The sequence below is a fragment of the Streptomyces liliifuscus genome, assembly GCF_016598615.1.
In the GTDB taxonomy this organism is placed as follows: Bacteria; Actinomycetota; Actinomycetes; order Streptomycetales; family Streptomycetaceae; genus Streptomyces; species Streptomyces liliifuscus.
Genome location: NZ_CP066831.1, coordinates 3587783 through 3610284, shown reverse-complemented (window position 1 = coordinate 3610284; position 22502 = coordinate 3587783). Strand labels below are relative to the sequence as shown.

Annotated in this window: 22 protein-coding genes; 18 read left to right on the top strand and 4 right to left on the bottom strand. The window is 70.1% G+C overall.

What is annotated here, in order from left to right:
- Positions 1-20: 20 nt before the first annotated feature.
- The 7 genes from JEQ17_RS15145 to JEQ17_RS15115 all read left to right on the top strand — a co-directional run bounded on the left by JEQ17_RS15145 (position 21) and on the right by JEQ17_RS15115 (position 7683).
- The gene (locus JEQ17_RS15145; RefSeq protein ID WP_200395750.1) at positions 21-1811 is read left to right on the top strand and encodes an ABC transporter substrate-binding protein; all 1791 of its coding nucleotides are present in this window, start codon (positions 21-23) and stop codon (positions 1809-1811) included.
- 117 nt (positions 1812-1928) lie between these two features.
- On the top strand, positions 1929-2927 hold the full coding sequence (locus JEQ17_RS15140) for an ABC transporter permease (RefSeq protein ID WP_200401494.1): 999 nt from the start codon (positions 1929-1931) through the stop codon (positions 2925-2927).
- Complete coding sequence (locus tag JEQ17_RS15135) at positions 2924-4021, top strand: ABC transporter ATP-binding protein (protein ID WP_200395749.1); 1098 nt, start codon at positions 2924-2926, stop codon at positions 4019-4021. Before JEQ17_RS15140 ends, JEQ17_RS15135 begins: the two co-directional genes overlap by 4 nt.
- Positions 4022-4044: 23 nt before the next feature.
- Positions 4045-5373, top strand: coding sequence for an ABC transporter ATP-binding protein (locus JEQ17_RS15130; RefSeq protein WP_234048207.1), 1329 nt, complete (start codon positions 4045-4047; stop codon positions 5371-5373).
- Between the two features lie 24 nt (positions 5374-5397).
- Positions 5398-6099, top strand: coding sequence for a trimeric intracellular cation channel family protein (locus JEQ17_RS15125; RefSeq protein WP_383397667.1), 702 nt, complete (start codon positions 5398-5400; stop codon positions 6097-6099).
- 105 nt (positions 6100-6204) lie between these two features.
- Positions 6205-7065 carry a thioesterase family protein gene (locus tag JEQ17_RS15120; RefSeq protein ID WP_200395746.1) on the top strand — a complete coding sequence of 287 codons (861 nt, stop codon included), beginning with the start codon at positions 6205-6207 and terminating at the stop codon, positions 7063-7065.
- 222 nt (positions 7066-7287) lie between these two features.
- Positions 7288-7683 carry a hypothetical protein gene (locus JEQ17_RS15115; RefSeq protein ID WP_200395745.1) on the top strand — a complete coding sequence of 132 codons (396 nt, stop codon included), beginning with the start codon at positions 7288-7290 and terminating at the stop codon, positions 7681-7683.
- A gap of 94 nt (positions 7684-7777) precedes the next feature.
- On the opposite strand, the gene JEQ17_RS15110 is transcribed toward JEQ17_RS15115, so the two are convergent.
- The gene (locus JEQ17_RS15110) at positions 7778-8395 is read right to left on the bottom strand and encodes a TetR family transcriptional regulator (RefSeq protein ID WP_200395744.1); all 618 of its coding nucleotides are present in this window, start codon (positions 8393-8395) and stop codon (positions 7778-7780) included.
- 144 nt (positions 8396-8539) lie between these two features.
- Between JEQ17_RS15110 and JEQ17_RS15105 the strand changes: the two genes are divergently transcribed.
- From JEQ17_RS15105 to JEQ17_RS15095, 3 genes are all read left to right on the top strand, one after another.
- Positions 8540-8752, top strand: coding sequence for a hypothetical protein (locus JEQ17_RS15105; RefSeq protein ID WP_200402113.1), 213 nt, complete (start codon positions 8540-8542; stop codon positions 8750-8752).
- A 79-nt stretch (positions 8753-8831) separates the two neighbouring features.
- The gene (locus JEQ17_RS15100; RefSeq protein ID WP_200395743.1) at positions 8832-9101 is read left to right on the top strand and encodes a DUF4190 domain-containing protein; all 270 of its coding nucleotides are present in this window, start codon (positions 8832-8834) and stop codon (positions 9099-9101) included.
- 213 nt (positions 9102-9314) lie between these two features.
- A complete protein-coding gene (locus JEQ17_RS15095; RefSeq protein ID WP_200395742.1) occupies positions 9315-10484 on the top strand; it encodes a cysteine desulfurase family protein in 1170 nt (389 codons plus the stop codon).
- Between the two features lie 90 nt (positions 10485-10574).
- On the opposite strand, the gene JEQ17_RS15090 is transcribed toward JEQ17_RS15095, so the two are convergent.
- Positions 10575-11279, bottom strand: coding sequence for an N-acetylmuramoyl-L-alanine amidase (locus JEQ17_RS15090; protein ID WP_200395741.1), 705 nt, complete (start codon positions 11277-11279; stop codon positions 10575-10577).
- 60 nt (positions 11280-11339) lie between these two features.
- On the opposite strand from JEQ17_RS15090, the gene mnmA reads away from it, so the two are divergent.
- Positions 11340-12464, top strand: a complete 1125-nt coding sequence (gene mnmA, locus JEQ17_RS15085) for a tRNA 2-thiouridine(34) synthase MnmA (RefSeq protein ID WP_200395740.1) — start codon at positions 11340-11342, stop codon at positions 12462-12464.
- Between the two features lie 66 nt (positions 12465-12530).
- Here mnmA and JEQ17_RS15080 read toward each other — a convergent pair whose 3' ends face one another.
- Both JEQ17_RS15080 and JEQ17_RS15075 read right to left on the bottom strand, forming a co-directional pair.
- The gene (locus JEQ17_RS15080; protein ID WP_200395739.1) at positions 12531-13313 is read right to left on the bottom strand and encodes an alpha/beta fold hydrolase; all 783 of its coding nucleotides are present in this window, start codon (positions 13311-13313) and stop codon (positions 12531-12533) included.
- A 59-nt stretch (positions 13314-13372) separates the two neighbouring features.
- Entirely contained in the window at positions 13373-13696 is a 324-nt protein-coding gene (locus tag JEQ17_RS15075; RefSeq protein WP_234048206.1) for a DUF427 domain-containing protein, read from the bottom strand.
- Positions 13697-13853: 157 nt separating this feature from the next.
- Between JEQ17_RS15075 and JEQ17_RS15070 the strand changes: the two genes are divergently transcribed.
- From JEQ17_RS15070 to gatC, 7 genes are all read left to right on the top strand, one after another.
- A complete protein-coding gene (locus tag JEQ17_RS15070) occupies positions 13854-14648 on the top strand; it encodes a class I SAM-dependent DNA methyltransferase (protein WP_200395737.1) in 795 nt (264 codons plus the stop codon).
- Between the two features lie 47 nt (positions 14649-14695).
- Positions 14696-15235, top strand: a complete 540-nt coding sequence (locus tag JEQ17_RS15065) for an LOG family protein (protein ID WP_200395736.1) — start codon at positions 14696-14698, stop codon at positions 15233-15235.
- A 74-nt stretch (positions 15236-15309) separates the two neighbouring features.
- Positions 15310-16008 (top strand): SDR family oxidoreductase, encoded by a 699-nt coding sequence (locus JEQ17_RS15060; protein WP_200395735.1) that lies wholly within the window; start codon positions 15310-15312, stop codon positions 16006-16008.
- A 217-nt stretch (positions 16009-16225) separates the two neighbouring features.
- Positions 16226-17194: a methionine synthase gene (locus tag JEQ17_RS15055; protein ID WP_407700151.1), complete on the top strand. Its 969-nt coding sequence runs from the start codon at positions 16226-16228 to the stop codon at positions 17192-17194.
- Between the two features lie 15 nt (positions 17195-17209).
- Positions 17210-19417 (top strand): NAD-dependent DNA ligase LigA, encoded by a 2208-nt coding sequence (ligA, locus tag JEQ17_RS15050; RefSeq protein WP_200395733.1) that lies wholly within the window; start codon positions 17210-17212, stop codon positions 19415-19417.
- A 260-nt stretch (positions 19418-19677) separates the two neighbouring features.
- Positions 19678-21981, top strand: a complete 2304-nt coding sequence (locus JEQ17_RS15045; RefSeq protein ID WP_200395732.1) for a putative bifunctional diguanylate cyclase/phosphodiesterase — start codon at positions 19678-19680, stop codon at positions 21979-21981.
- A 223-nt stretch (positions 21982-22204) separates the two neighbouring features.
- Positions 22205-22501: an Asp-tRNA(Asn)/Glu-tRNA(Gln) amidotransferase subunit GatC gene (gene gatC / locus JEQ17_RS15040; protein WP_003966094.1), complete on the top strand. Its 297-nt coding sequence runs from the start codon at positions 22205-22207 to the stop codon at positions 22499-22501.
- The last annotated feature ends 1 nt before the right edge of the window (position 22502 follow it).

The following is a 22502-nucleotide window of genomic DNA, read 5'->3' as shown; positions in this document are numbered from 1 at the left end:
CTACATATCGGAGGATCCGAGTGAGTACCCAACGCACCACAGGGCGGCGCAAGCAGGCCGCGGCCGCCGCAGCCGTGGTCGCTGCGCTGCTGTCCACGGCGGCGTGCGGCGGCGGCGGCAGCGACGACGACGGCGGCTCGAAGAACGGCGCGGCCGGCTTCAACGCAGCCAACAACAAGGTCGCGCAGGCCTCCCTCGTCAAGAAGGGCGGCGAGCTGAAGTTCGCGGGCGCCCAGGACGCCGACTCGTGGGACACCACGCGCGGCTACTACGGCTTCGCATGGAACTTCATGCGGTACTACAGCCGCACGCTGGTGACCGGCAAGGCGGAGCCCGGAGCCAAGGGCGCCGAGGTCACCCCGGACCTCGCCACCAGCACGGCGAAGATCTCCGACGACGGCAAGACCTACACGTACACGCTGCGTGACGGGGTCACCTGGGAGGATGGCAAGCCCATCACCTCCAAGGACGTCAAGTACGGCATCGAGCGCGTCTGGGCGCAGGACGTCCTGTCCGGCGGTCCGGTCTACCTGAAGGACGTGCTCGACCCCAAGGGTGAGTACCCGGGCCCGTACAAGGACAAGTCCAAGGACAAGCTCGGTCTGAAGGCGATCGAGACGCCGGACGACAAGACCATCATCTTCAAGCTTCCCGAGGCGAACTCGGACTTCGAGGACATCCTCGGCCTGACCTCGGCGTCCCCGGTCCGCCAGGACAAGGACACCAAGTCGAAGTACGGCCTGAAGCCCTTCTCCTCCGGCCCGTACAAGTTCCAGTCGTACACGCCGAACAAGAAGCTGGTCCTGGTCCGCAACGAGAACTGGAAGCAGTCCTCGGACCCGGTCCGCAAGGCGTACCCGGACAAGATCTCGCTGACGCTGTTCACCAACGCCAATGACATGGACCAGCGTCTGATCAACGGCGACTACGACCTGGACATCGGCCAGACCGGTCTGTCCCCGCAGGGCCGCACCACCGCCCTGAAGCAGCACAAGGCCAACCTGGACAACCCGGTCTCCGGCTACATCCGCTACGCGGTCTTCCCGCAGAGCGTCAAGCCGTTCGACAACGTCCACTGCCGCAAGGCCGTGATCTACGGCGCCGACCACGAGTCGCTGCAGACCGCTCGCGGTGGCCCGGTCGCCGGTGGCGACATCGGCACCAACATGCTGCCGCCGTCCGTCCCCGGTTCCGAGGGCCAGAAGTACGACCCGTACGAGTCGGCCACGACGAACAAGAACGGCAACGTCGCCAAGGCCAAGGAAGAGCTCAAGGCCTGCGGTCAGCCGAACGGCTTCAAGACCACCATCGCGGTCCGTAACAACAAGCCGGTCGAGGTCGCCACGGCCGAGTCCCTCCAGGCCTCGCTGAAGAAGGTCGGCATCACCGTCGACATCGACCAGTTCGACGGTGCCCAGACCACCGGCATCATCGGTAGCCCCGAGAACGTGAAGAAGAAGGGCTACGGCATCATCATCATGGGCTGGGGTCCGGACTTCCCGACCGTCCAGGGCTACGGCATGCCGCTGTGGGACAGCAAGTACATCCTCGAGAGCGGCAACAACAACTTCGCCCTGATCAAGGACAAGTCGATCGACGGTCTCTTCGACGACTACGTCAAGGAGCTCGACGAGGCGAAGAAGGTCGAGATCTCCACGGAGATCAACCACAAGGTCTCGGAGGGCGCGTACTACCTGCCCTTCGTCTTCGAGAAGTTCATCAACTGGCGCTCCAGCCGTCTCGCGAACGTCTACACGACCGACAACTACAGCGGTCAGTACGACTTCGTGAACCTCGGCCTGAAGAAGTAACACCGACCGGCGCACCCGCCATACGGCACGAAAGGCAGGTGAAGGCCGGCGCGGCGTGACCCGCGGGCCACCGGATGACCTCCGGTGGCCCGCGGCACCGCCGCCGGGCCGAGAGCAGTGCTCGCATACCTCATCAGGCGGCTCTTCGCCGCCGCAGTGATGCTGGTGGTCATCATTCTGGTGGTCTTCGGCATCTTCTTCCTCGTCCCCCGCTGGGCGGGCGTGGACCCGGCCACGATGTTCGTGGGCAAGCAGGCCGACCCCGCGGCGATCGAGGCCGTGCGGCAGAAGCTCGGTCTGGCAGACCCGATCTTCGCCCAGGTCTGGGAGTTCTTCAAAGGCCTCTTCGTCGGGCGCACCTACGCGGCCGGCGGCGACGTCACGAACTGCGCAGCCCCCTGCTTCGGCTACTCCTTCCGCAACGAGCAGGCCATCTGGCCGGTTCTCACCGACCGCTTCCCAGTGACCCTGGCTCTCGCGCTCGGTGCCGCCATCCTGTGGCTGATCTTCGGTGTCGCGGCGGGCGTGCTCTCCGCGCTCAAGCGCGGTTCCCTCTGGGACCGTGGCGCGATGATCGTCGCCCTCGGCGGCGTCTCGCTCCCCATCTACTTCACCGGCCTGCTGTCGCTCGCGATCTTCAGCTACGGACTGGGCTGGATCGACGCCCAGTACGTGCCCATCGAGGAGAGCTTCACCGGCTGGTTCGGCGGCATGATCCTGCCCTGGGTCACGCTGGCCTTCCTCTACGCGGCGATGTACGCCCGGATCACCAGAGCCACCATGCTGGAGGTCCTGGGCGAGGACTACATCCGCACGGCCCGAGCCAAGGGCCTGCGCGAACCCGTCGTCATCGGCAAGCACGCGATGCGTTCCACCATGACGCCGATCCTCACCATGCTCGGCATGGACCTCGGCGCCCTGATCGGCGGCGCGATCCTCACCGAGACCACGTTCAGCCTTCCCGGCCTCGGGCAGGCGGTTCTCAAGGCGATCAGCGACAAGGACCTGCCCGTCATCCTGGGCGTCACGCTGATCACCTCGCTCGCGGTGATCATCGCGAACCTCCTGGTGGACCTGCTGTACGCCGTGATCGACCCCCGAGTGAGGCTCTCATGACCGAACTCAGCAAGAGTGGAGCCGCGGTGAGCGAGCCCGTCAAGGACTCGCCCGCCCCCTCCGCCTTCCTCGAAGTCCGCGACCTGAAGGTGCACTTCCCGACCGACGACGGCCTGGTCAAGTCCGTCGACGGGCTCAGCTTCACGCTGGAGAAGGGCAAGACCCTCGGCATCGTCGGCGAGTCGGGCTCCGGCAAGTCGGTCACCTCGCTCGGCATCATGGGCCTGCACACCGCGGGCCAGTACGGCAAGCGCAAGGCGCAGATCTCCGGCGAGATCTGGCTCGACGGCACGGAACTGCTCTCCGCCGACCCGGACTACGTGCGCAAGCTGCGTGGCCGCGAGATGGCGATGATCTTCCAGGACCCGCTGTCGGCGCTGCACCCGTACTACACGATCGGTCAGCAGATCGTGGAGGCGTACCGGATCCACCACAAGGTCGACAAGAAGGTGGCGCGCAGGCGTGCCGTCGAGATGCTCGACCGGGTCGGCATCCCCCAGCCGGACAAGCGGGTCGACAGCTATCCGCACGAGTTCTCCGGCGGTATGCGCCAGCGCGCGATGATCGCGATGTCGCTGGTCAACAACCCCGAGCTGCTGATCGCGGACGAGCCGACGACCGCCCTGGACGTGACCGTCCAGGCGCAGATCCTCGACCTGATCCGGGACCTGCAGCAGGAGTTCGGCTCCGCGGTCATCATCATCACCCACGACCTGGGCGTCGTCGCCGAGCTCTCCGACGACATCCTGGTGATGTACGGCGGCCGTTGCATCGAGCGGGGCCCGGCCGAGAAGGTCTTCTACGAGCCCAGGCACCCCTACACCTGGGGCCTGCTCGGCTCCATGCCGCGCCTGGACCGTGAGCAGACCGAGCGGCTGATCCCGGTCAAGGGCTCCCCGCCCTCGCTGATCAACATCCCCTCGGGCTGCGCCTTCAACCCGCGCTGCTCGTACGCGGACGTCCCCAAGGACAACGTCACCCGCACGGTCCGCCCCGAGCTGACCGAGGTCGGCAGCCAGCACTGGGCCGCCTGCCACATGACGCACGAGCAGCGGGAACGGATCTGGACCGAAGAGATTGCGCCGAAGCTGTGAGTGACAAAGCAGAGGACAAACCCGTGGCCATCCCCGCGCAGAGCGACGGCACGGCGACTCTCACCAAGGACGCCGCCCCCGGCGAGACGCTCCTGAAGGTGACCGGCCTGCAGAAGCACTTCCCGATCCGCAAGGGCCTGCTCCAGCGGCAGGTCGGCGCGGTACGGGCGGTCGACGGCATCGACTTCGAGGTCAGGTCCGGCGAGACGCTCGGTGTCGTGGGCGAGTCGGGCTGCGGCAAGTCGACGATGGGCCGGCTGATCACGCGGCTGCTCGAACCGACCGCGGGCAAGGTCGAGTTCGAGGGCAAGGACATCACGCACCTCAGCGTCGCGGGCATGCGCCCGATGCGCCGTGACGTCCAGATGATCTTCCAGGACCCGTACTCGTCGCTGAACCCGCGCCACACGATCGGCACGATCATCAGCGCCCCCTTCAAGCTCCAGGGCGTCTCGCCCGAGGGCGGCATCAAGAAGGAGGTCCAGCGGCTGCTGTCGGTGGTCGGTCTCAACCCCGAGCACTACAACCGCTACCCGCACGAGTTCTCCGGCGGCCAGCGCCAGCGCATCGGCATCGCCCGCGCGCTCGCGCTCAACCCGAAGATGGTCGTGGCGGACGAGCCGGTCTCCGCGCTCGACGTGTCGATCCAGGCACAGGTGGTGAACCTGCTGGACGACCTCCAGCAGGAGCTGGGCCTCACGTACGTGATCATCGCGCACGACCTCTCCGTCGTACGCCATGTCTCGGACCGTATCGCCGTGATGTACCTCGGCAAGATCGTCGAGCTGGCCGACCGCGAGTCGCTCTACAAGGCGCCGATGCACCCGTACACCAAGGCGCTGATGTCGGCCGTGCCGATCCCGGACCCCCGGCGCAAGTCGGCCAAGAGCGAGCGCATCCTGCTCAAGGGCGATGTGCCCTCGCCGATCTCGCCGCCGAGCGGGTGCCGCTTCCACACGCGGTGCTGGAAGGCCACGCAGATCTGCACGACCACCGAGCCGCCGCTCCTGGAGCTGAAGCCCGGTCAGCAGGTGGCCTGCCACCACCCGGAGAACTTCGAGGACCAGGCACCGCAGGACACCGTGCTGCTGACCGCCGCGAAGGAGGCGGCTGAGCTGGTGGCCGACGAGGTGCTCGCGGAGTCCGCGGCGACGTCGGCGGCGGTCGCGGCCGAGGTGGCGGCAGCCACGGAGACGCCGGTCGCCAAGGAGTCCCCGGCGGTTGCCAAGGATGCTCCGGCTTCCGAGGAGGCACCGGCTTCCGAGGAAGTTCCGGTGAAGGACGCTCCCGCAGAGGCCGCCCCCGAGGCCGCCGAAGCCTCCGAGGGTGACGCTCCCGCCAAGGAGAAGTAAGTAACACCGAGCCCCTGCCTTGCAATGGAAGGCAGGGGCTCAGTGCTGGGCGAGAATGTTCGGGTGATTCAGGAACTCTTCACCCCGTCCGTCCAGCACACACTCGACCTGGTCGGCATCTTCGTCTTCGCGATCTCCGGTGCCCTGCTGGCCGTCCGCAAGAACTTCGACGTCTTCGGCATCGCCGTCCTCGCCGAGGTCACCGCGCTGGGCGGCGGGCTGTTCCGGGACCTGATCATCGGAGCCGTGCCGCCCGCGGCCTTCACGGATCTGGGCTACTTCCTCACCCCGCTGCTCGCCGCCCTGCTGGTCTTCTTCCTCCACCCCGAGGTGGAGCGGATCCAGCTCGGGGTGAACATCTTCGACGCGGCCGGACTCGGCCTCTTCTGCGTCGCGGGCACGACGAAGGCATACGAGTACGGGCTCGGCCTCACTGCCTCGGCGACCCTCGGACTCGCGACCGCGGTCGGCGGCGGTGTGCTGCGGGACGTCCTCGCCAACGAGGTTCCCTCGCTGCTGCGCTGGGACCGCGACCTCTACGCCGTGCCCGCCATCGTCGGCAGCGCGATGGTCGCCCTGTGCATCCGCTACGACGCCCTGAACACCCTCACCTCGGCGCTTGCCGTAGTCACGGCCTTCACACTGCGGCTGCTCGCGATGCGGTACCACTGGCGCGCGCCCCGCGCGTGGCACCGCCGCTCGACGGCGGTCGAGGTGGCGGAGTGATTCGAGGTGCCGGAGCGAGCCGGAGTGAGGCGGACCACGGGCCGTTTCACGTGATCGAAACAGAAAAAGCTACTGCTTAGTAATTACCTGTTGTACCGTTCAGGCATGTCAGAAGCAGCTTCCGTGCACGCGGTACGGGCCAGGATCGGCGACAGCGAGTTCGACCGCGACACCGCGGTCACCCGTCGCGCGCCCGGCGTCTACGACATCGACCTGTCCGCCGGTTGGACGATCATCAGTGCCGTCAACGGCGGCTACCTGCTCGCGGTCCTCGGCCGCGCGCTCGCGGACGCCCTGCCGCACGCCGACCCGTTCACGATCTCCGCGCACTACCTCACCGCGTCCCAGCCGGGCCCGGCGGTCGTCCGCACCGACGTCGTACGCACCGGTCGCACCCTCTCCACCGGCCAGGCGTCCCTGTACCAGTACGACGACCAGGGCCGCGAGGTCGAGCGGATCCGCGTGCTCGCCTCGTACGGAGACCTCGACGGCCTGCCCGACGACGTCCGTACGACGGCCCGGCCGCCCGCGATTCCGCCCATGGACCAGTGCTTCGGACCCGAGGACGGACCCGCCCCCGTCTCCGGCAGCTCCGCCATCGCCGACCGGCTGATGCTCAAGCTGGACCCCGCCACCCTGGGCTGGGCGCTCGGATCGCCGTCGGGCAAGGGCGAGATGCGGGCCTGGTTCGGCCTCGCCGACGGCCGCGACCCGGACCCCCTCTCGCTGCTCCTCGCGGTGGACGCGCTGCCGCCGACCGCCTTCGAACTCGGCCTGTCCGGCTGGGTACCGACCGTCGAGCTGACCGTGCACGTCCGCTGCCGCCCGGCCCCGGGCCCTCTCCGCGTCTCCATCACCACCCGCAACCTCGCCGGCGGCTTCCTGGAGGAGGACGCGGAGGTATGGGACAGCACGGACCGCCTGGTCGCCCAGTCACGGCAACTGGCAAGGGTGCGCCTCGGTTAGATGCGGTTCGGGCGGCGCCCCGAAGGGGCGCGGGGAACCGCGCGCCCAGCCGCAACGCACCCGCAGACGAAACAACGCACCCGGCGGAGCGCCTTCGTAGGGGTGATTGAGCCGGGCTGTGCCGGAGCCACAGGCTGGGCACAGCGTGAACCCAATCGAGGCACATGGGCGGTTGGTTGCATGCAGCTCTCAGAAACCGCTCAGAATCCGGGAGTTGTCCTCATGAAGCGTGTACGCCATGTCCCCGCCGTCGCCCTGTTGGTGCTGTCCCCGCTGCTCCTGACGGCCTGTGGATCCGGCTCGGACGACTCCTCGTCCTCGGGCAACGGCAACGGCAACGGCACCTCGGGGCAGCGGAGTTGCCAGGCGCCGTCGGGTGCGCCGAGCGGGGCTCCGTCGGGAATGCCCGGCGGGGCACCGTCCGGGGCGCCTTCAGGAGCACCCTCGGGGGCGCCGTCCGGTGCCGCCACGGGGAAGGCCCCGTCGGGCGCGCCCTCGGGGATGCCGTCGGGAGCGCCCAGTGGCGGTCCCGGTGGCGGGCAGGGTGGCGGCCCGGGCGGAGGCTGCGGGACCGGTGGCCAGCAGGGGCAGGGTCAGGGGCAGCAGGCCCAGGGCTGATCCGCTCGCGTCCGGTGGTGCAGGGCGCGAAGGGCGCGTACGACAGCGTCGTACGCGCCCTTCGCGCGTGCGGGCCGAGTCGTGGCGCGGGGTGTCAGCCCAGCCAGTGGCGGCGGCCGATGCTGATCAGCCGCATCCGGCGGGTGGCCACCCGGGCCACCTGGTCCAGCTCCTCGGGGGCCGCCTCCAGGAACGTACTGGCGGTCATCAGCATCTGGTCGACGTACAGACCGGCGAGCATCAGCAGGTCGTCGTCGCTCCAGCCGGCGGACTCGGGCTGCTTGGCCAGTTCGGCCTTCACCTCGTCGGTGAACCGGGCCATCTGCTCCGCGATCGCGGAACGGACCTTCTGTACACCGCCGTTGCGCTCGCGGGCGATGAACCGGATGTGCGCGGGGTGCTCGCGCACGTGACGGGCGATCAGGGCGACCGCACCGTCTATGCGTGCGTCGCTGTCGCCGGACGCCGACACCGTGCCGGCGATCATCGGGTGCAGGCTGCCCAACGCCTCCTCGACCAGGGCGACTCCGAGATCCGCGGTCGAGTGGAAGTGCCGGTAGAAGGCGGTCGGGGCGACTCCGACGGCACGGGTGACCTCGCGCAGACCCAGACTGCTGAGGCTCTGCTCCTCCAGCAGGCCCAACGCGGCGTCCAGGAACGCCTGTCGGGTCTTCTGCTTCTGGGCCTGCCGGATGCCGAGGGTGTGACTCATGCCATGTAGTTAACAACTGTTCTCTGTAATGGGAAAGTCGTACAGCGCGCTAGACTGTGGAGTCAGTGAACAACTGTAACCACAAGCGTTCACCGAGTTGTCGGGTCCCGGAAACATCCGGGGGCATCCGGACCGTACGGAGCTGTGCGGAGCGGACACGGCGGCTCGCCGGACTTCCACGAGAGGCATCCCATGCTGTTCCTCGTCGCAGCGCTCCTGCTGCTGGGCCTCATGCTCGGCACCGTGGCCCACGCCCCGCTGTCCTTCACCCTTGTCGCCGCCGCCGTCATCGGCGTGTGGCTGGCCGTCTTCGCGGTCCGCGAGCGCCACGGCCGGCGCCGCGAGACGTCGAACTGAACCGCCCGAACTCCACAGTCACCCACGCTCAACCACCCACGCCCACCTGCCTGTTCGACCGCCTGTTGGGAGCAGACACATGGAACTCACCACCGCCGCCCCGCGGCGCCGGAGCACGGTCCGTGACGCCGACGGCATGGCCGTCGCGTCGTTCATCCTCGGCCTCGTCGGCCTGCTGGCCCTGAACATCTTCCTGGGCCCCGTCGCCATCGCCCTCGCCTCGGCGGCCCTCTACCGCGGCACCACCCGCCGCGGCCGCGCCTTCCTCGGCCTCACCCTGGGAATAGCCGACCTCCTGGTCCTGCTGGCCTTCATGTCAGCGGACAGCACACTGTCGTGGAGCTTCTGAGGCCACCGCGCCCCAAAGGGGCGCGGGGAACTGCGCGACCAGCCACAACGCACCCGCAGGCGACGTACCGGACTTCCAGCGGAGCGCTGAGCTCCGGGTGCCTGGTCAAGAGGGACTGAGCAAGAGCCCCGGTGGGGCACCCCGGCTCAGGCCCCGCAAACGGCCCCCGCCCGACAGGCCCACCAGACAGCGGGCCCTAGAATCGGGCCTACCATGGCATACCTCGACCACGCCGCGACCACCCCGATGCTCCCGGAGGCGGTCGAGGCAATGACCGCGCAGTTCTCCGTCACCGGCAACGCATCCTCCCTGCACGCCGCCGGCCGCCGCGCCCGCCGCACGGTCGAGGAAGGCCGCGAAACCCTCGCGGACGCCCTGGGCGCCCGCCCGAGTGAGGTGGTCTTCACCTCCGGCGGCACCGAGGCCGACAACCTCGCCGTGAAGGGCCTGTACTGGTCCCGCCGCGACGCAGACCCGGCCCGCACCCGGATCCTCGCGAGCCCGGTGGAGCACCACGCGGTCCTCGACGCGGTCCACTGGCTCGGCGAGCACGAGGGCGCCACGGTCGAGTACCTCCCGGTCGACCGATACGGCCGCGTCGACCCCGACGCCCTCCGCGAGGCCATCGCGCGCAACCCCGACGACGTCGCCCTCGCGACCGTCATGTGGGCGAACAACGAGATCGGCACGGTCATGCCGGTCCGCGAACTGGCCGATGTGGCAGGGGAGTTCGACATCCCGCTGCACGCCGACGCCGTCCAGGCCTTCGGTCAGGTCCCCGTCGACTTCGGCGCCTCGGGCCTCGCCGCGATGACCGTCTCGGGCCACAAGATCGGCGGCCCGTACGGCATCGGGGCGCTGCTGCTGGGCCGTGAATACAGCCCCGTACCGGTCCTGCACGGCGGGGGCCAGGAGCGGCACGTACGCTCCGGCACCCTGGACGTGCCCGCCGTCGCCGCGTTCGCCGTGGCGGGGCGGACCGCCGCCGAGCAGCGCGAGTGGTTCGTGCGCGAGATCGGCGGGCTGCGCGACGACCTGGTCGACGCCGTCCGCCAGGCCGTGCCGGACGCGATCCTCGGCGGGGACCCGTCGAGCGGGGGCCGCCTGCCGGCCAACGCCCACTTCACGTTCCCCGGCTGCGAGGGCGACTCGCTGCTCCTGCTGCTCGACGCGCAGGGCATCGAGTGCTCCACGGGCTCCGCGTGCACGGCGGGCGTGGCCCAGCCGAGCCATGTCCTCCTCGCCACGGGCACCGACCCCGACCTCGCCCGTGGCACGCTCCGCTTCTCCCTCGGCCACACCTCGACGGAGACGGACGTCGAGGCGGTCGCGAAGGCGATCGGACCGGCGGTGGAGAGGGCCCGGACGGCGGGGCTCAGCTAGACGCTCCGCCGCAGGGGTGGTGCTTCGGCTGCGGGCCCGGTCGTGGCTGGTCGCGCAGTTCCCCGCGCCCCTGACGGGGCCCGCGTCCGCCTACGCGCTGCGCGTGGACGGCTCTGCCGACGGGGAGGCCGACCGCTCGGCCGCCTCGCGCACCAGGGGTATGTACCGCTTCCAGTCCCAGTGCGGGCCCGGGTCCGTGTGGTCCGTGCCCGGGACCTCGACATGGCCGATGATGTGCTCCCGGTCGACCGGGATGTCGTACCGGGCGCAGATACGGGCCGTCAGACGGGCCGAGGCCTCGTACATCGCGTCCGTGAAGTCCTTCGGGCGGTCCACGAAGCCCTCGTGCTCGATTCCGACGCTCCGCTCGTTGAAATCGCGGTTGCCCGCGTGGAAGGCCACGTCCAGCTCGCGGATCATCTGAGTGACACGGCCGTCCTGCCGGACGATGTAGTGCGTGGCGGCGCCGTGCGCCGGGTTCTGGAAGACCTTCACCGCGCTCGCGTAACTGCCCTGTGTGACATGGATGATCACGCGGTCTATGCCGAAGTCGTCCGGCCGGTCGGCCATACGCCAGTTCGACGAGGACGCCGCCACCCAGCGCGCGCCCCGGAAGTCGACCTCACCCTCCTTGCGCGGCTTCTCCACGCTCGGCAGCCGCCACCACATACGTCTGAGATCGTCCTGGGCCAGCACGGCCGTGCCAACGGCGGCCACGGCCCCGCCGATGAGCAGCGCACGGCGCCCGATGTGCCGGTCCGTGTCCTTGGCCGTGTCCCCACCCTGATCGTGCATGTCTAGTCGAACGGATACTCGTGGGCTCCGGTTCCCACGGACCCGTACCCTGGAAGGGTTATGACTGAGACCTCGCAGCGCCCCCTTCGCGTACTGGCCGCCATGTCCGGTGGTGTGGACTCCGCCGTCGCCGCCGCCCGTGCCGCGGAAGCAGGGCATGACGTGACCGGTGTCCACCTCGCCCTCTCGGCGAACCCGCAATCGTTCCGCACGGGTGCGCGTGGCTGTTGCACCATCGAGGATTCGCGCGACGCCCGCCGCGCCGCGGACGTCATCGGCATCCCGTTCTACGTATGGGACCTCGCCGAGCGCTTCCGCGAGGACGTGGTCGAGGACTTCGTCGCGGAGTACGAGGCCGGCCGCACGCCGAACCCCTGTCTGCGCTGCAACGAGAAGATCAAGTTCGCCGCCCTGCTCGACAAGGCCCTCGCCCTCGGCTTCGACGCGGTCTGCACGGGCCACTACGCCAAGGTGATCGTGAACGACGACGGCACGCGCGAACTGCACCGCGCCTCGGACATGGCCAAGGACCAGTCGTACGTCCTCGGTGTGCTGGACGACCGTCAGCTCGCGCACGCGCTCTTCCCGCTCGGCGACACGCTCACCACGAAGGACGAGATCCGCGCGGAGGCCGAGCACCGGGGCCTCGCCGTCGCCAAGAAGCCGGACTCGCACGACATCTGCTTCATCGCCGACGGCGACACCCAGGGCTTCCTCGCGAACCGCCTCGGCAAGGCGGAGGGCGACATCGTCGACGAGTCCGGCACGGTCCTCGGCAGCCACGAGGGCGCGTTCGGCTTCACGATCGGCCAGCGCAAGGGCCTGCGCATCGGCACCCCGGCCCCAGACGGCAAGCCGCGGTACGTCCTGGACATCTCGCCCGTGGACAACACCGTGACGGTCGGCCCGGCGGCCGCCCTGGACGTCTTGGCCCTCACGGCCGTCAAGCCCCGCTGGTGCGGCGCCGCTCCGGCCGGCCCGGGCACGTACACCGCCCAGCTCCGCGCCCACGGCGGCGAGACGACAGTCACCGCCGAGCTCGTCGACGGCGAGCTCCGGGTGCGCTTCACCGAGCCCGTCCGCGGCGTCGCCCCCGGCCAGGCGATCGTCCTCTACGACGACACCCGCGTGGTCGGCTCGGCGACGATCGCGACGACCACACGCGCGGCGACCGCACTGGCCTGAGACACGGCCCGGCACCGGCCTCCACGGCTACTACCGCTGCACGGGGGCTGTACAGCGGTTGTACGGCTACCCGGCGAAGAACTCCGCCAGCGCCGGTGCCAGGACCCCGGGATCCACCATGTGGGTCTGACCGTCCAGCACGCGGTACGTCCCGTCCGGTGCCGCCTCCGCGGTGGCCCGGGCGGACTCGCGCATCCACTCGGGGCTCGCGCCGCCCGCCAGGGCCAGCACGGGCACGGGGACGGAGGCGAGGCGCTTGCGGGGCACCAGTCCGTCGCCCATCACGGCGTTGTCGTACGCGAGGGTCGGGGCGACCGCCTCCAGGGCCGGCCACACGGCGGAGTGCCGCATGCCCCTGATGACCTCGGGGGGCGCCCCGGTCAGGGCGATGAACAGCTCCACCGCGTCTCCGCGCCTGCCCTGCGCCAGCAGCTGGGTGAGGCGCTCGGTGTACTCCGCGCGCTGTTTTTCGCCCCCTTCGTAGACGGCGAACGGCGGTTCGTAGACGGCCACTTTGCCGATCGGCAGCCCGCTCGCCGCCGCCTCCAGGGCCAGCGCGGCGCCCGACGACATGCCGTACAGGGCCGCGTTGCCGTCGCCCGTGGCCTCGATGAGAGCCGCGATGTCCTCGACTTCCCGGGCCACCGCGAAGGGCTCCGTGTCACCGCTCTCGCCGCGGCCCCTGCGGTCGTACACGACCGCACTGAACCGGTCCGACAGGAGCGAGGCCAGGGGCGCGTCCGAGGCGCCCGTGGCCATGGCCCCGGTCACGAAGATGACCGCCGGGCCCTCACCACTGACTTCGTACGCGATAGGCGTGCCGTCGCGCGAGATCGTCTTCTTCTCCATGCCTGTGAGGACTGCCGGGCGGTCCGGAACTCATCGGTGGGACACGGATCTGCTCGGGGTCAGACGACTTCCACTTCGTAGAAGCACAGGTGGTCCTTGATCTCGGCGACCTCCGGCTTCGGGTCGGGGTATGTCCAGACAAGGTCGGGGGCGTCCGGCAGCGACCAGTAGGACGCGTCGCCCTTGAAGGGGCAGTGAGTGCTGGTCTCCGACCGGGTCAGCAGATCCAGGCGTACGTCCTCCGCGGGTAGGTAGTAGCGCACGGGCAGGCCCGTCTCGCGCAGCAGCAGCGGGCGTGTGCTCTCGGCGAGCACCTGTCCGCCGTGCACGACACGGACGTGATCGGTGCCCTGCTCGATGGTGATGCGGTGGCCTTGGGTCACGGCTTTTCGGCCTCCTCGGGTAGCGGTCTCGTCCTCTACAGCGCAGGCTGCTGTCGTGTTCTTCCCCGGCTTTCCGGCCACTTTTCTTACTCTCTGCTGTCCTGTTCCGTCCGTTTCTTTCCGTTCCTTTCCTGGCTGCTCTCCGGCGGAGGTCCTCATGGGAGCCACGCGCCTGACCCGCAACCGCAAGACCCTGGCCCACCAGGTCCGATACGCCCTGAGGTATCCCGAGAGGGTCCCCGCGCACGCGCGCAGGGCCACGCGTGACGCCTGGCTGCGGCTGCGGTACGGCCATGACCACATCGCGTACTACCGGGCCGTGATGGCCTCGGACACCGCGCGCGGCGCCGAGTCGGCGGTGGGGCACAACCCGTCACGCGACCGGTGGACCCAGATCGGCCGGATGCAGTTCGACTACCTGACGGGGCACGGGCTGAAGCCGGGGCACCGGATGCTGGAGATCGGCTGCGGGAACCTGCGCGCCGGGAGGCTGTTCATCGACTACCTGGAGAGCGGCCACTACTACGGGATCGACATCTCGCCGGACATCCTCATCGCGGCCCAGGACACCCTCGTACGGGAGGGTCTGCAGGACCGGCTGCCGCATCTGACGCTCACCGACGATCTGACGTTCGCGTTCCTGCCGGACGCGTATTTCGACGTGGTGCACGCGCACAGCGTGTTCTCGCACTCGCCGCCGCACGTCATCGAGGAGTGCTTCGCGCACATCGGCCGGATTCTGGCGCCCGGCGGCTTCTTCGACTTCACCTTCGACCGGACCGAGGGCAGGGAACACCAGGTCCTCCGCGAGGACTTCTACTACCGCACCGAGACCCTCGTCGCACTCGCCGCGACCCATGGCCTGTCGGCCCGCTTCATGGACGACTGGGAGGCCCTGCCGCACCGCCAGTCGAGGATGAGGGTGACGGCGATGTCGGAGCCGGGCCCGTGATTCCGGATCCGGCTGGTGATGTCGGTGCCGGGTCGTAGCGTGGAGCCATGAATATCTGCGTCTTCCTCTCGGCCGCCGACCTCGACGAGCGCTACACCCGCCCCGCCCGCGAGTTCGCCGAACTGCTCGGCAAGGGCGGGCACACGCTGGTGTGGGGCGGTTCGGACGTCGGGCTCATGAAGGTGGTCGCCGACGGTGTGCAGGAGGCCGGAGGGCGGCTGCTGGGCGTCTCCGTGGAGTTCCTGGCGGCCAAGGCGCGCGCGGGCGCCGACGAGATGGTCATCGCGGGCGACCTCGCGGAGCGCAAGGCGCTGCTCCTGGAGAAGGCCGACGCCGTCGTGATCATGGTCGGCGGCACGGGCACGCTCGACGAGGCCACGGAGATCCTGGAGCTGAAGAAGCACGGGCACACCGACAAGCCGGTCGTCCTGCTCAACACCGCGGGCTTCTACGACGGCCTGAAGGAGCAGTTCCGCCGTATGGAGGACGAGGGCTTCCTGCCGCTGCCCCTCACGGAGCTCGTGTTCTTCGCCGAGGAGCCCGTCGGGGCGCTGGCCTACCTGGAGGAGAGCCAGGGCACGCAGTGAGCCGCCGGGGCACACAGCGGGCCCGGGGGCACCGGTTGTAGGGCCCGGCGGGGGAGGGACACGCGCGTGCGAGCATGGCGGGCATGCCTACTCATCTGATCACCGGGGCCGGTTCCGGCATCGGCGCGGCCGTCGCCCGCCGCCTCCACGCGCGCGGGGACGAACTCGTCCTGCACGCGCGCGACGCGGGCCGCGCGAAGGAGCTGGCCGCGGAGTTCCCCGGGGCCCGGACCCTCGTCGGTGACCTCGCGGACCCGGACCGGCTCTCCTGGGCGTTCTCGCACCAGACGCTGCCCGACCGGATCGACTCGCTGATGCACATCGCGGGTGTCGTCGACCTCGGCCCGGTCGGCGAGCTGACCCCCAGGACATGGCGTCACCAGCTCGATGTGAACCTGATCGCGCCCGCCGAGCTGACCCGCCACTTCCTGCCCCAACTCCGCGTCACCCAGGGGCATGTGATCTTCGTCAACTCCGGCGCCGGCCTCAGCGCCTCCGCCGGCTGGTCCGCGTACGCGGCCTCCAAGCACGGCCTGAAGGCCCTTGCCGACGCCCTGCGCAACGAGGAGCACGCGAACGGCGTCCGCGTCACGACCGTCTATCCCGGCCGCACGGCGAGCCCCATGCAGGCCAAGGTCCACCAGCAGGAGGGCAAGGAGTACGACGCCTCGAAGTGGATCGACCCCGAGTCCGTCGCGACGAGCATCCTCATGGCCCTCGACCTGCCCCGCGACGCGGAGATCAACGACCTGACGGTACGCCCCGGCCGCTGACCGGGATCCGACGCGGGGCACGGACACGGCACCGAATCCGGGCGCGGACACAGCACCGGACCCGGCCCCGCATCCGACCCGGACCCGGCCTCGCATCCGGCCTCGGGCCGGGACCCGGATCCGGACCGTGGCGTCCCGTTCCGCGGGCATTCCGTAGGCTGCCCGGGTGAGCGAAAACAGCGAGTTCAGGCCCGGCCCCGCGACCGGTGTCGGGTCGATGCCGGGCGGGGACGCCCGGGAGGCCGCCAAGACCGTGGCCGGGACCTTCGAGGGCCCCGAGACGGGCATGCCGTTCCTGGCGGAACTGCCCGCGCGCGGGCCCGGCGCCGACATGATCGGGCGGACCGCCGGGATGCTCGCCGAGCTGTACGCGCGCGTGGAGCCCAGCGGCTGGCGGCTCGGGGACCGCCCGGGGCGGGACACCAAGCGGGCCAGGTCCTGGCTCGGCGAGGACCTCGACGCCCTGGAGGAGTTCACCCAGGGCTACCAGGGCCCGCTGAAGGTCCAGGCGGTGGGTCCCTGGACGCTCGCCGCCGCCCTGGAACTGCGCCACGGCGAGGTCGCGCTCTCCGACCCCGGCGCCTGCCGGGACCTCGCCGGATCGCTCGCCGAGGGACTGCGCGAACACCTCGCCGAGGTCCGCCGTCGCGTGCCCGGCGCCGACGTCGTGCTGCAGCTCGACGAACCGTCCCTCTTCGCCGTACTGAGCGGCCGGGTGAGGTCCGCGAGCGGCTACCGCACCCACCGGGCCGTCGACCGGCAGCTCGTCGAGGCCACGCTGCGGGACGTCGTCGGAGTACAGGCCGGCGGCCCGGTCGTCGTGCACTCGTGCGCCCCCGACGTCCCGTTCGCGCTGCTGCGCAGAGCAGGAGCGACCGCCGTCTCCTTCGACTTCGCTCTCCTCACCGAGCGTGACGACGACACGATCGGGGAAGCGGTGGAAGGGGGGGCCAAGCTCTTCGCCGGTGTCGTCCCGGGGACGGATGCCGCATTGTCAGACCCTGCCGGTAGCGTCATGGGTGTCAGGACGCTGTGGCGCAGGTTGGGGCTGAATCCGGGGCTTCTCACGGACGCGGTCACACTCACCCCGTCGTGCGGACTCGCGGGCGCTTCCCCCGAGTACGCGCGCCAGGCACTCGCCCACTGCGCCCGGGCGGCGAGATCCCTCGCGGACAACCCAGAGTAACGGGAGGACGACACGGTGGCCGGCGACAAGGACGCACAGATGGCCTCGGCTGCGGGGCCCGTGCCCGCCGAGGCTCGGGAGAAGCACGCGCAGCTCGCTGAGCAGATCGAGGAGCACCGCTTCCGGTACTACGTGAAGGACGCGCCGGTCGTCAGCGACGCCGACTTCGACAAACTCCTGCGCGCCCTTGAGGCGTTGGAGGACGAGCATCCCGAGCTGCGCACCCCCGACTCACCGACCCAGAAGGTCGCGGGGGCGTACGAGACGGAGTTCACGGCAGTCCAGCACCGCTCGCGCATGCTCTCCCTGGACAACGCCTTCGACGACGAGGAGCTGGCCGGCTGGGCGGACCGCGTCGCCAAGGAGGTCGGCACCTCCGACCACCACTTCCTGTGCGAGCTGAAGGTCGACGGCCTCGCGGTCAACCTCACGTACGAGCACGGCCGTCTCACCCGCGCGGCGACCCGGGGTGACGGCCGCACGGGCGAGGACATCACGCCCAACGTCCGTACGATCACGGAGATCCCCGACCGTCTGCACGGCGACCGCATTCCGGACCTCGTGGAGATCCGCGGCGAGGTCTACTTCCCGATGGAGAAGTTCGAGGAGCTCAACGCCCGTCTGGTGGAGGCGGGTGACAAGCCCTTCGCCAATCCGCGCAACGCGGCGGCGGGTTCACTCCGCCAGAAGGACCCCCGGATCACCGCGACCAGGCCGCTGCACATGGTCGTCCACGGCATCGGCGCCCTTGAGGGCTTCGACGGCATGAGCCGCCTCTCACAGGCGTACGAACTGCTGCACGCGTGGGGCCTGCCGACGACCCGCTACGGCAAGGTGGTCGACGACCTCGACGGCGTACGGGAGTTCATCGCCTACTACGGAGAGAACCGCCACTCCGTGGAGCACGAGATCGACGGCGTGGTCGTCAAGCTCGACGAGATCCCCCTCCAGGGCCGCCTCGGCTCGACCTCCCGAGCGCCCCGCTGGGCCATCGCCTGGAAGTACGCGCCGGAGGAGGTCAACACCAAGCTGGTCAACATCCGCGTGGGCGTGGGCCGCACGGGCCGCGTCACTCCGTACGCGCAGGTGGAGCCCGTCACGGTGGCCGGCTCCGAGGTCGAGTTCGCCACGCTGCACAACCAGGACGTGGTGAAGGCCAAGGGCGTCCTCATCGGCGACACCGTGGTGCTCCGCAAGGCCGGAGACGTCATCCCGGAGATCCTCGGCCCGGTCGTCGACCTGCGGGACGGCAGCGAGCGGGAGTTCGTGATGCCCGCCGAGTGCCCCGAGTGCGGCACACCGCTGGCGCCCGCCAAGGAGGGCGACATCGACCTCCGCTGCCCGAACGGCCGGACCTGCCCAGCCCAGTTGCGCGAGCGCCTCTTCTACCTCGGCGGCCGCAAGTCCCTGGACATCGAGAACTTCGGTTACGTGGCCGCCGCCGCGCTCACCAAGCCCCTTGAGCCCGCCGAGCCGCCCCTGAGGGACGAGGGCGACCTCTTCGACCTCACCATCGAGCAGTTGCTGCCCATCAAGGCGTACGTTCTCGACCAGGACAGCGGTCTGCCCAAGCGGGATCCGAAGACCGGCGAGGAGAAGATCGCCACGGTCTTCGCCAACCAGGAGGGCGCTCCGAAGAAGAACGCGCTCGCGATGCTGGACTTCATCGCGGCCGCCAAGGAGCGTCCGCTGGCCCGGATCATCACCGGCCTGTCCATCCGGCACGTGGGGCCGGTCGCGGCCGAGGCCCTGGCCCGTGAGTTCCGCTCGATCGAGCGCATCCAGCAGGCCACGGAGGAGGAGCTGGCCGCCGTGGAGGGCGTCGGGCCCACCATCGCCGCCTCCCTGAAGCAGTGGTTCACGGTGGACTGGCACCAGGAGATCCTCCGCAAGTGGAAGGCCGCGGGCGTCCGCATGGAGGAGGAGAGCTCCGGCGAGGACGAGGGGCCCCGTCCGCTCGAAGGGCTCACGGTCGTCGTCACCGGCACCCTGGAACATCACACCCGCGACGGAGCGAAAGAGGCACTCCAGAGCCGGGGAGCGAAAGTGACCGGTTCTGTTTCGAAGAAGACAGCTTTTGTTGTCGTGGGTGACAATCCTGGATCGAAGTATGACAAGGCAATGCAGCTCAAAGTTCCGGTTCTGAACGAGGAGGGCTTCGCCGTCCTGCTCGAACAAGGACCGGAGGCGGCGGCCGAAGTCGCGCTTCCGATCGAGGAGTAGCGGTTGAAGACCACCCGTTCGGCGCATACCAGATGCATACGGGTGGCCGGGTCGCATTCGGGCAACCGTCGACGACCGCTGCCCGTGGAAGCCTTCTGCGGCCTACTGTTGAGGTGTGCGCCTGCCGTGCCCAGCTGCGGTTGGGGCATCCCCTGCTCTTCGGGAGCTCTGGGGAAGGGTTATCAGACGCGGTGCCGTTGAGGGTTAGTCGGGCATCGGGCCGCGTGGCGTGGGCACCGCCGGCTGTGAGAGGGACGGGAATGGAACCGACCGAGAGCGCCGCCCCGGACTCACGGCTGCGCCCACGCTGGGTGACCGGCGTGCGGCGATGGGGGCACCCCTTGCTGGAGCGAAGCCGGGAGTTCGGAGCGGGCCTCAGGGTCGCGCGGCCGACGGGGCGTCCGGGCGGGCAGGTGCGCGCCGCCGGACAGTACAGCGCGGCGGCCGGGCACGGCACGGGCCGCCTCACCTCCGTCCCCGGATCCCCGTCCCACATGCCGGGTCACGAGCCCGAGAAGCAGCCGTCCTGGCCCGCGCTGCCCGCGGCGGTCGTCACGTCGGCGGCCTTCGTCCTGGGCGCGGGCTTCTACCGGGCGTTCACCGGGAACCACGCGCTCTTTCCGTCCGGGTCCACCGGCTGGGCGCTCGCGGTCCTGGTCGGCATCATCGTCGGCCACCTGGTCGCGCTCGGCCGCTCCCGCTGGTGGGGCGGTACGGGCTCCGGCGCGGCCCTCACCCTCGCCGTCCTGCTGCTGTACGGCTGGGTGCCCGCCGGGATGGTCAGCCTCACGGTCGTCGTCCTCGTCGGCATAGCCCGTCGTCATCGCTGGCGGCAGGGCGTGCTGCACGGCGCGGTGGACATCCTCGGCATCGGTGCCGGGGCGCTGGTGCTCGCCGTGTTCGGCCGGGTGCCGTCCGTCGAGACGCCCTGGAAACCGGAGACTTGGACTGTTTACACGGCTCCTTCGGTGGTGTTGGTGGCCGGGGCGTATCTCGTCGTCTCCCGCGCGCTGCTCTGGTACCTCCACGCGCCGCGTACGGCCGGACTGCCGACCGTGGCCCGTACGGCCCTGGTCAGACAGGGGCTGGTCGCCGTCGCGCTGCTCGGCATCGCCCCGCTGATCTGCGTCGTCGCGATCGCCCTCCCCGTGCTCCTGCCGCTCTTCTCGGTTCCCCTCATCGCTCTCGACTCGACGCTCTGGATAGCGCGGGCGCGGGCCGAGGAGCAACTGCGTGACCCCCTCACCGGACTGCCCAACCGCCAGTGGCTGCTCGAACGGACCTGGCGGGCGCTGGACGACGCCGAACGAATCGGCGCACGTTCCGCTCTGATGCTGATCGATCTCGACCGCTTCAGGGCCGTGAATGACACCCTCGGCCACCTCGCCGGAGACCGGCTGCTGTTGCAGATAGCGGACCGGCTGCGGGTGGCGCTGCCGCGCGGGGCGGAGGCCGCGCGGCTCGGCGGGGACGAGTTCGCCGTGTTACTGCCCATCGTCGACTCGACGACGTCCGCGTCGCGGGTCGCCCGCAATCTCGTCGCCGCGCTCGGGTCACCGCTCGACCTCGACGGGCTCACCCTCGTCCTGGAGGCCAGCGCCGGGCTCGCCGTCTTCCCCGATCACGCGCTGGACGCGGAGGGGCTGCTGCGGCGGGCGGACGTCGCGATGTACCAGGCGAAGCGCGACCGCACGGGCGTGGAGGTGTACGAGTCCAAGCGGGACTCCAACACCCCCGACCGGCTCGGACTGCTGGGGGACCTGCGGCGGGCGCTCGACGCGGGAGACGTCGAGCTGCACTACCAGCCCAAGGTCCGCTTCGACGGACAGGTGGCGGGACTCGAAGCACTCGTGCGGTGGGTGCATCCCGAGCGCGGGAAGGTACCGCCGGACGAGTTCATAGCCATCGCCGAGTCGTCCGGGCTGATGCCGCATCTCACCGAGTACGTGCTGGAGACGGCGCTCGCCCAGGTGGCACGGTGGCGGGCCCGCGGGCTGCGGGTGCCGGTCGCCGTCAATGTGTCACCGCGGGACGTGCACACGCCCGGGTTCGCCGGAGCGGTCGCCGCCCGGCTCGCACGGCACGGGGTTCCCGCGGGCGCGCTCCAGCTGGAGATAACGGAACACGTGCTGCTGGAGGACCCGCAGCGGGCCGCGGACACCCTGGCGGGGCTGACGGGGCACGGCGTGAAGATGTCGCTCGACGACTTCGGGACCGGGTATTCGTCGCTGGTGCATCTGCGGCGGCTGCCCGTGAGCGAGCTGAAGATCGACCGGTCCTTCGTGGCGCGGCTCGCCGTGGACACCGAGGACGCCGAGATCGTGCGGTGCACCATCGATCTCGCTCACTCGCTCGGGCTGCTCGTCGTCGCCGAGGGCGTGGAGGACGACGAGACGTGGGAGCGGCTCCGGGATCTCGGGTGCGACGCGGTTCAGGGGTGGCTCGTGGCGGCGGCGATGCCTCCGGAGGAGGCCACGGCGTGGCTGCTCGCGCGGGGGTCCCGGGGGTGGCAGCGCCCGAAGGCCGCCCTGCCCGCGGCGTTGCCCGCGGCGGCTGAGGAGTAGTTCCCCGGGTGCGGGCCGGTGGGTTGTTGCTTTCCCGCCCGCACCACCTGTGACGGGCACCTGACCGGTCAAGGATTCCGGTGGGGCTCCTCGCCGTCGGCGGCCGTCCGCCCAGCCTCCGCCCCGCCTCCGCGGTGGCGCCCGGGAAACCGATGTACGGGGATCTCCGTGTGACCCATAGGATTGGGCCAAACCACACACACTCACCCCTGAGGATCGCTGCATGCCTGGCATCACGCGCGAGGAGGTCGCCCACCTCGCCCGGCTGGCGCGTCTGGAGCTGAAGGGCGAAGAGCTCGACCACTTCGCCGGCCAGCTCGACGACATCATCGGCGCGGTCGCCCGCGTCAGCGAGGTCGCCGACCAAGACGTACCGCCGACCTCCCACCCGCTGCCGCTGACGAACGTCATGCGCGCGGACGAGGTCCGTCCGTCGCTCACCCCCGCGCAGGCGCTCTCCGGCGCCCCGGCCCAGGAGCAGCAGCGTTTCAAGGTGCCGCAGATCCTGGGGGAGGACTAAC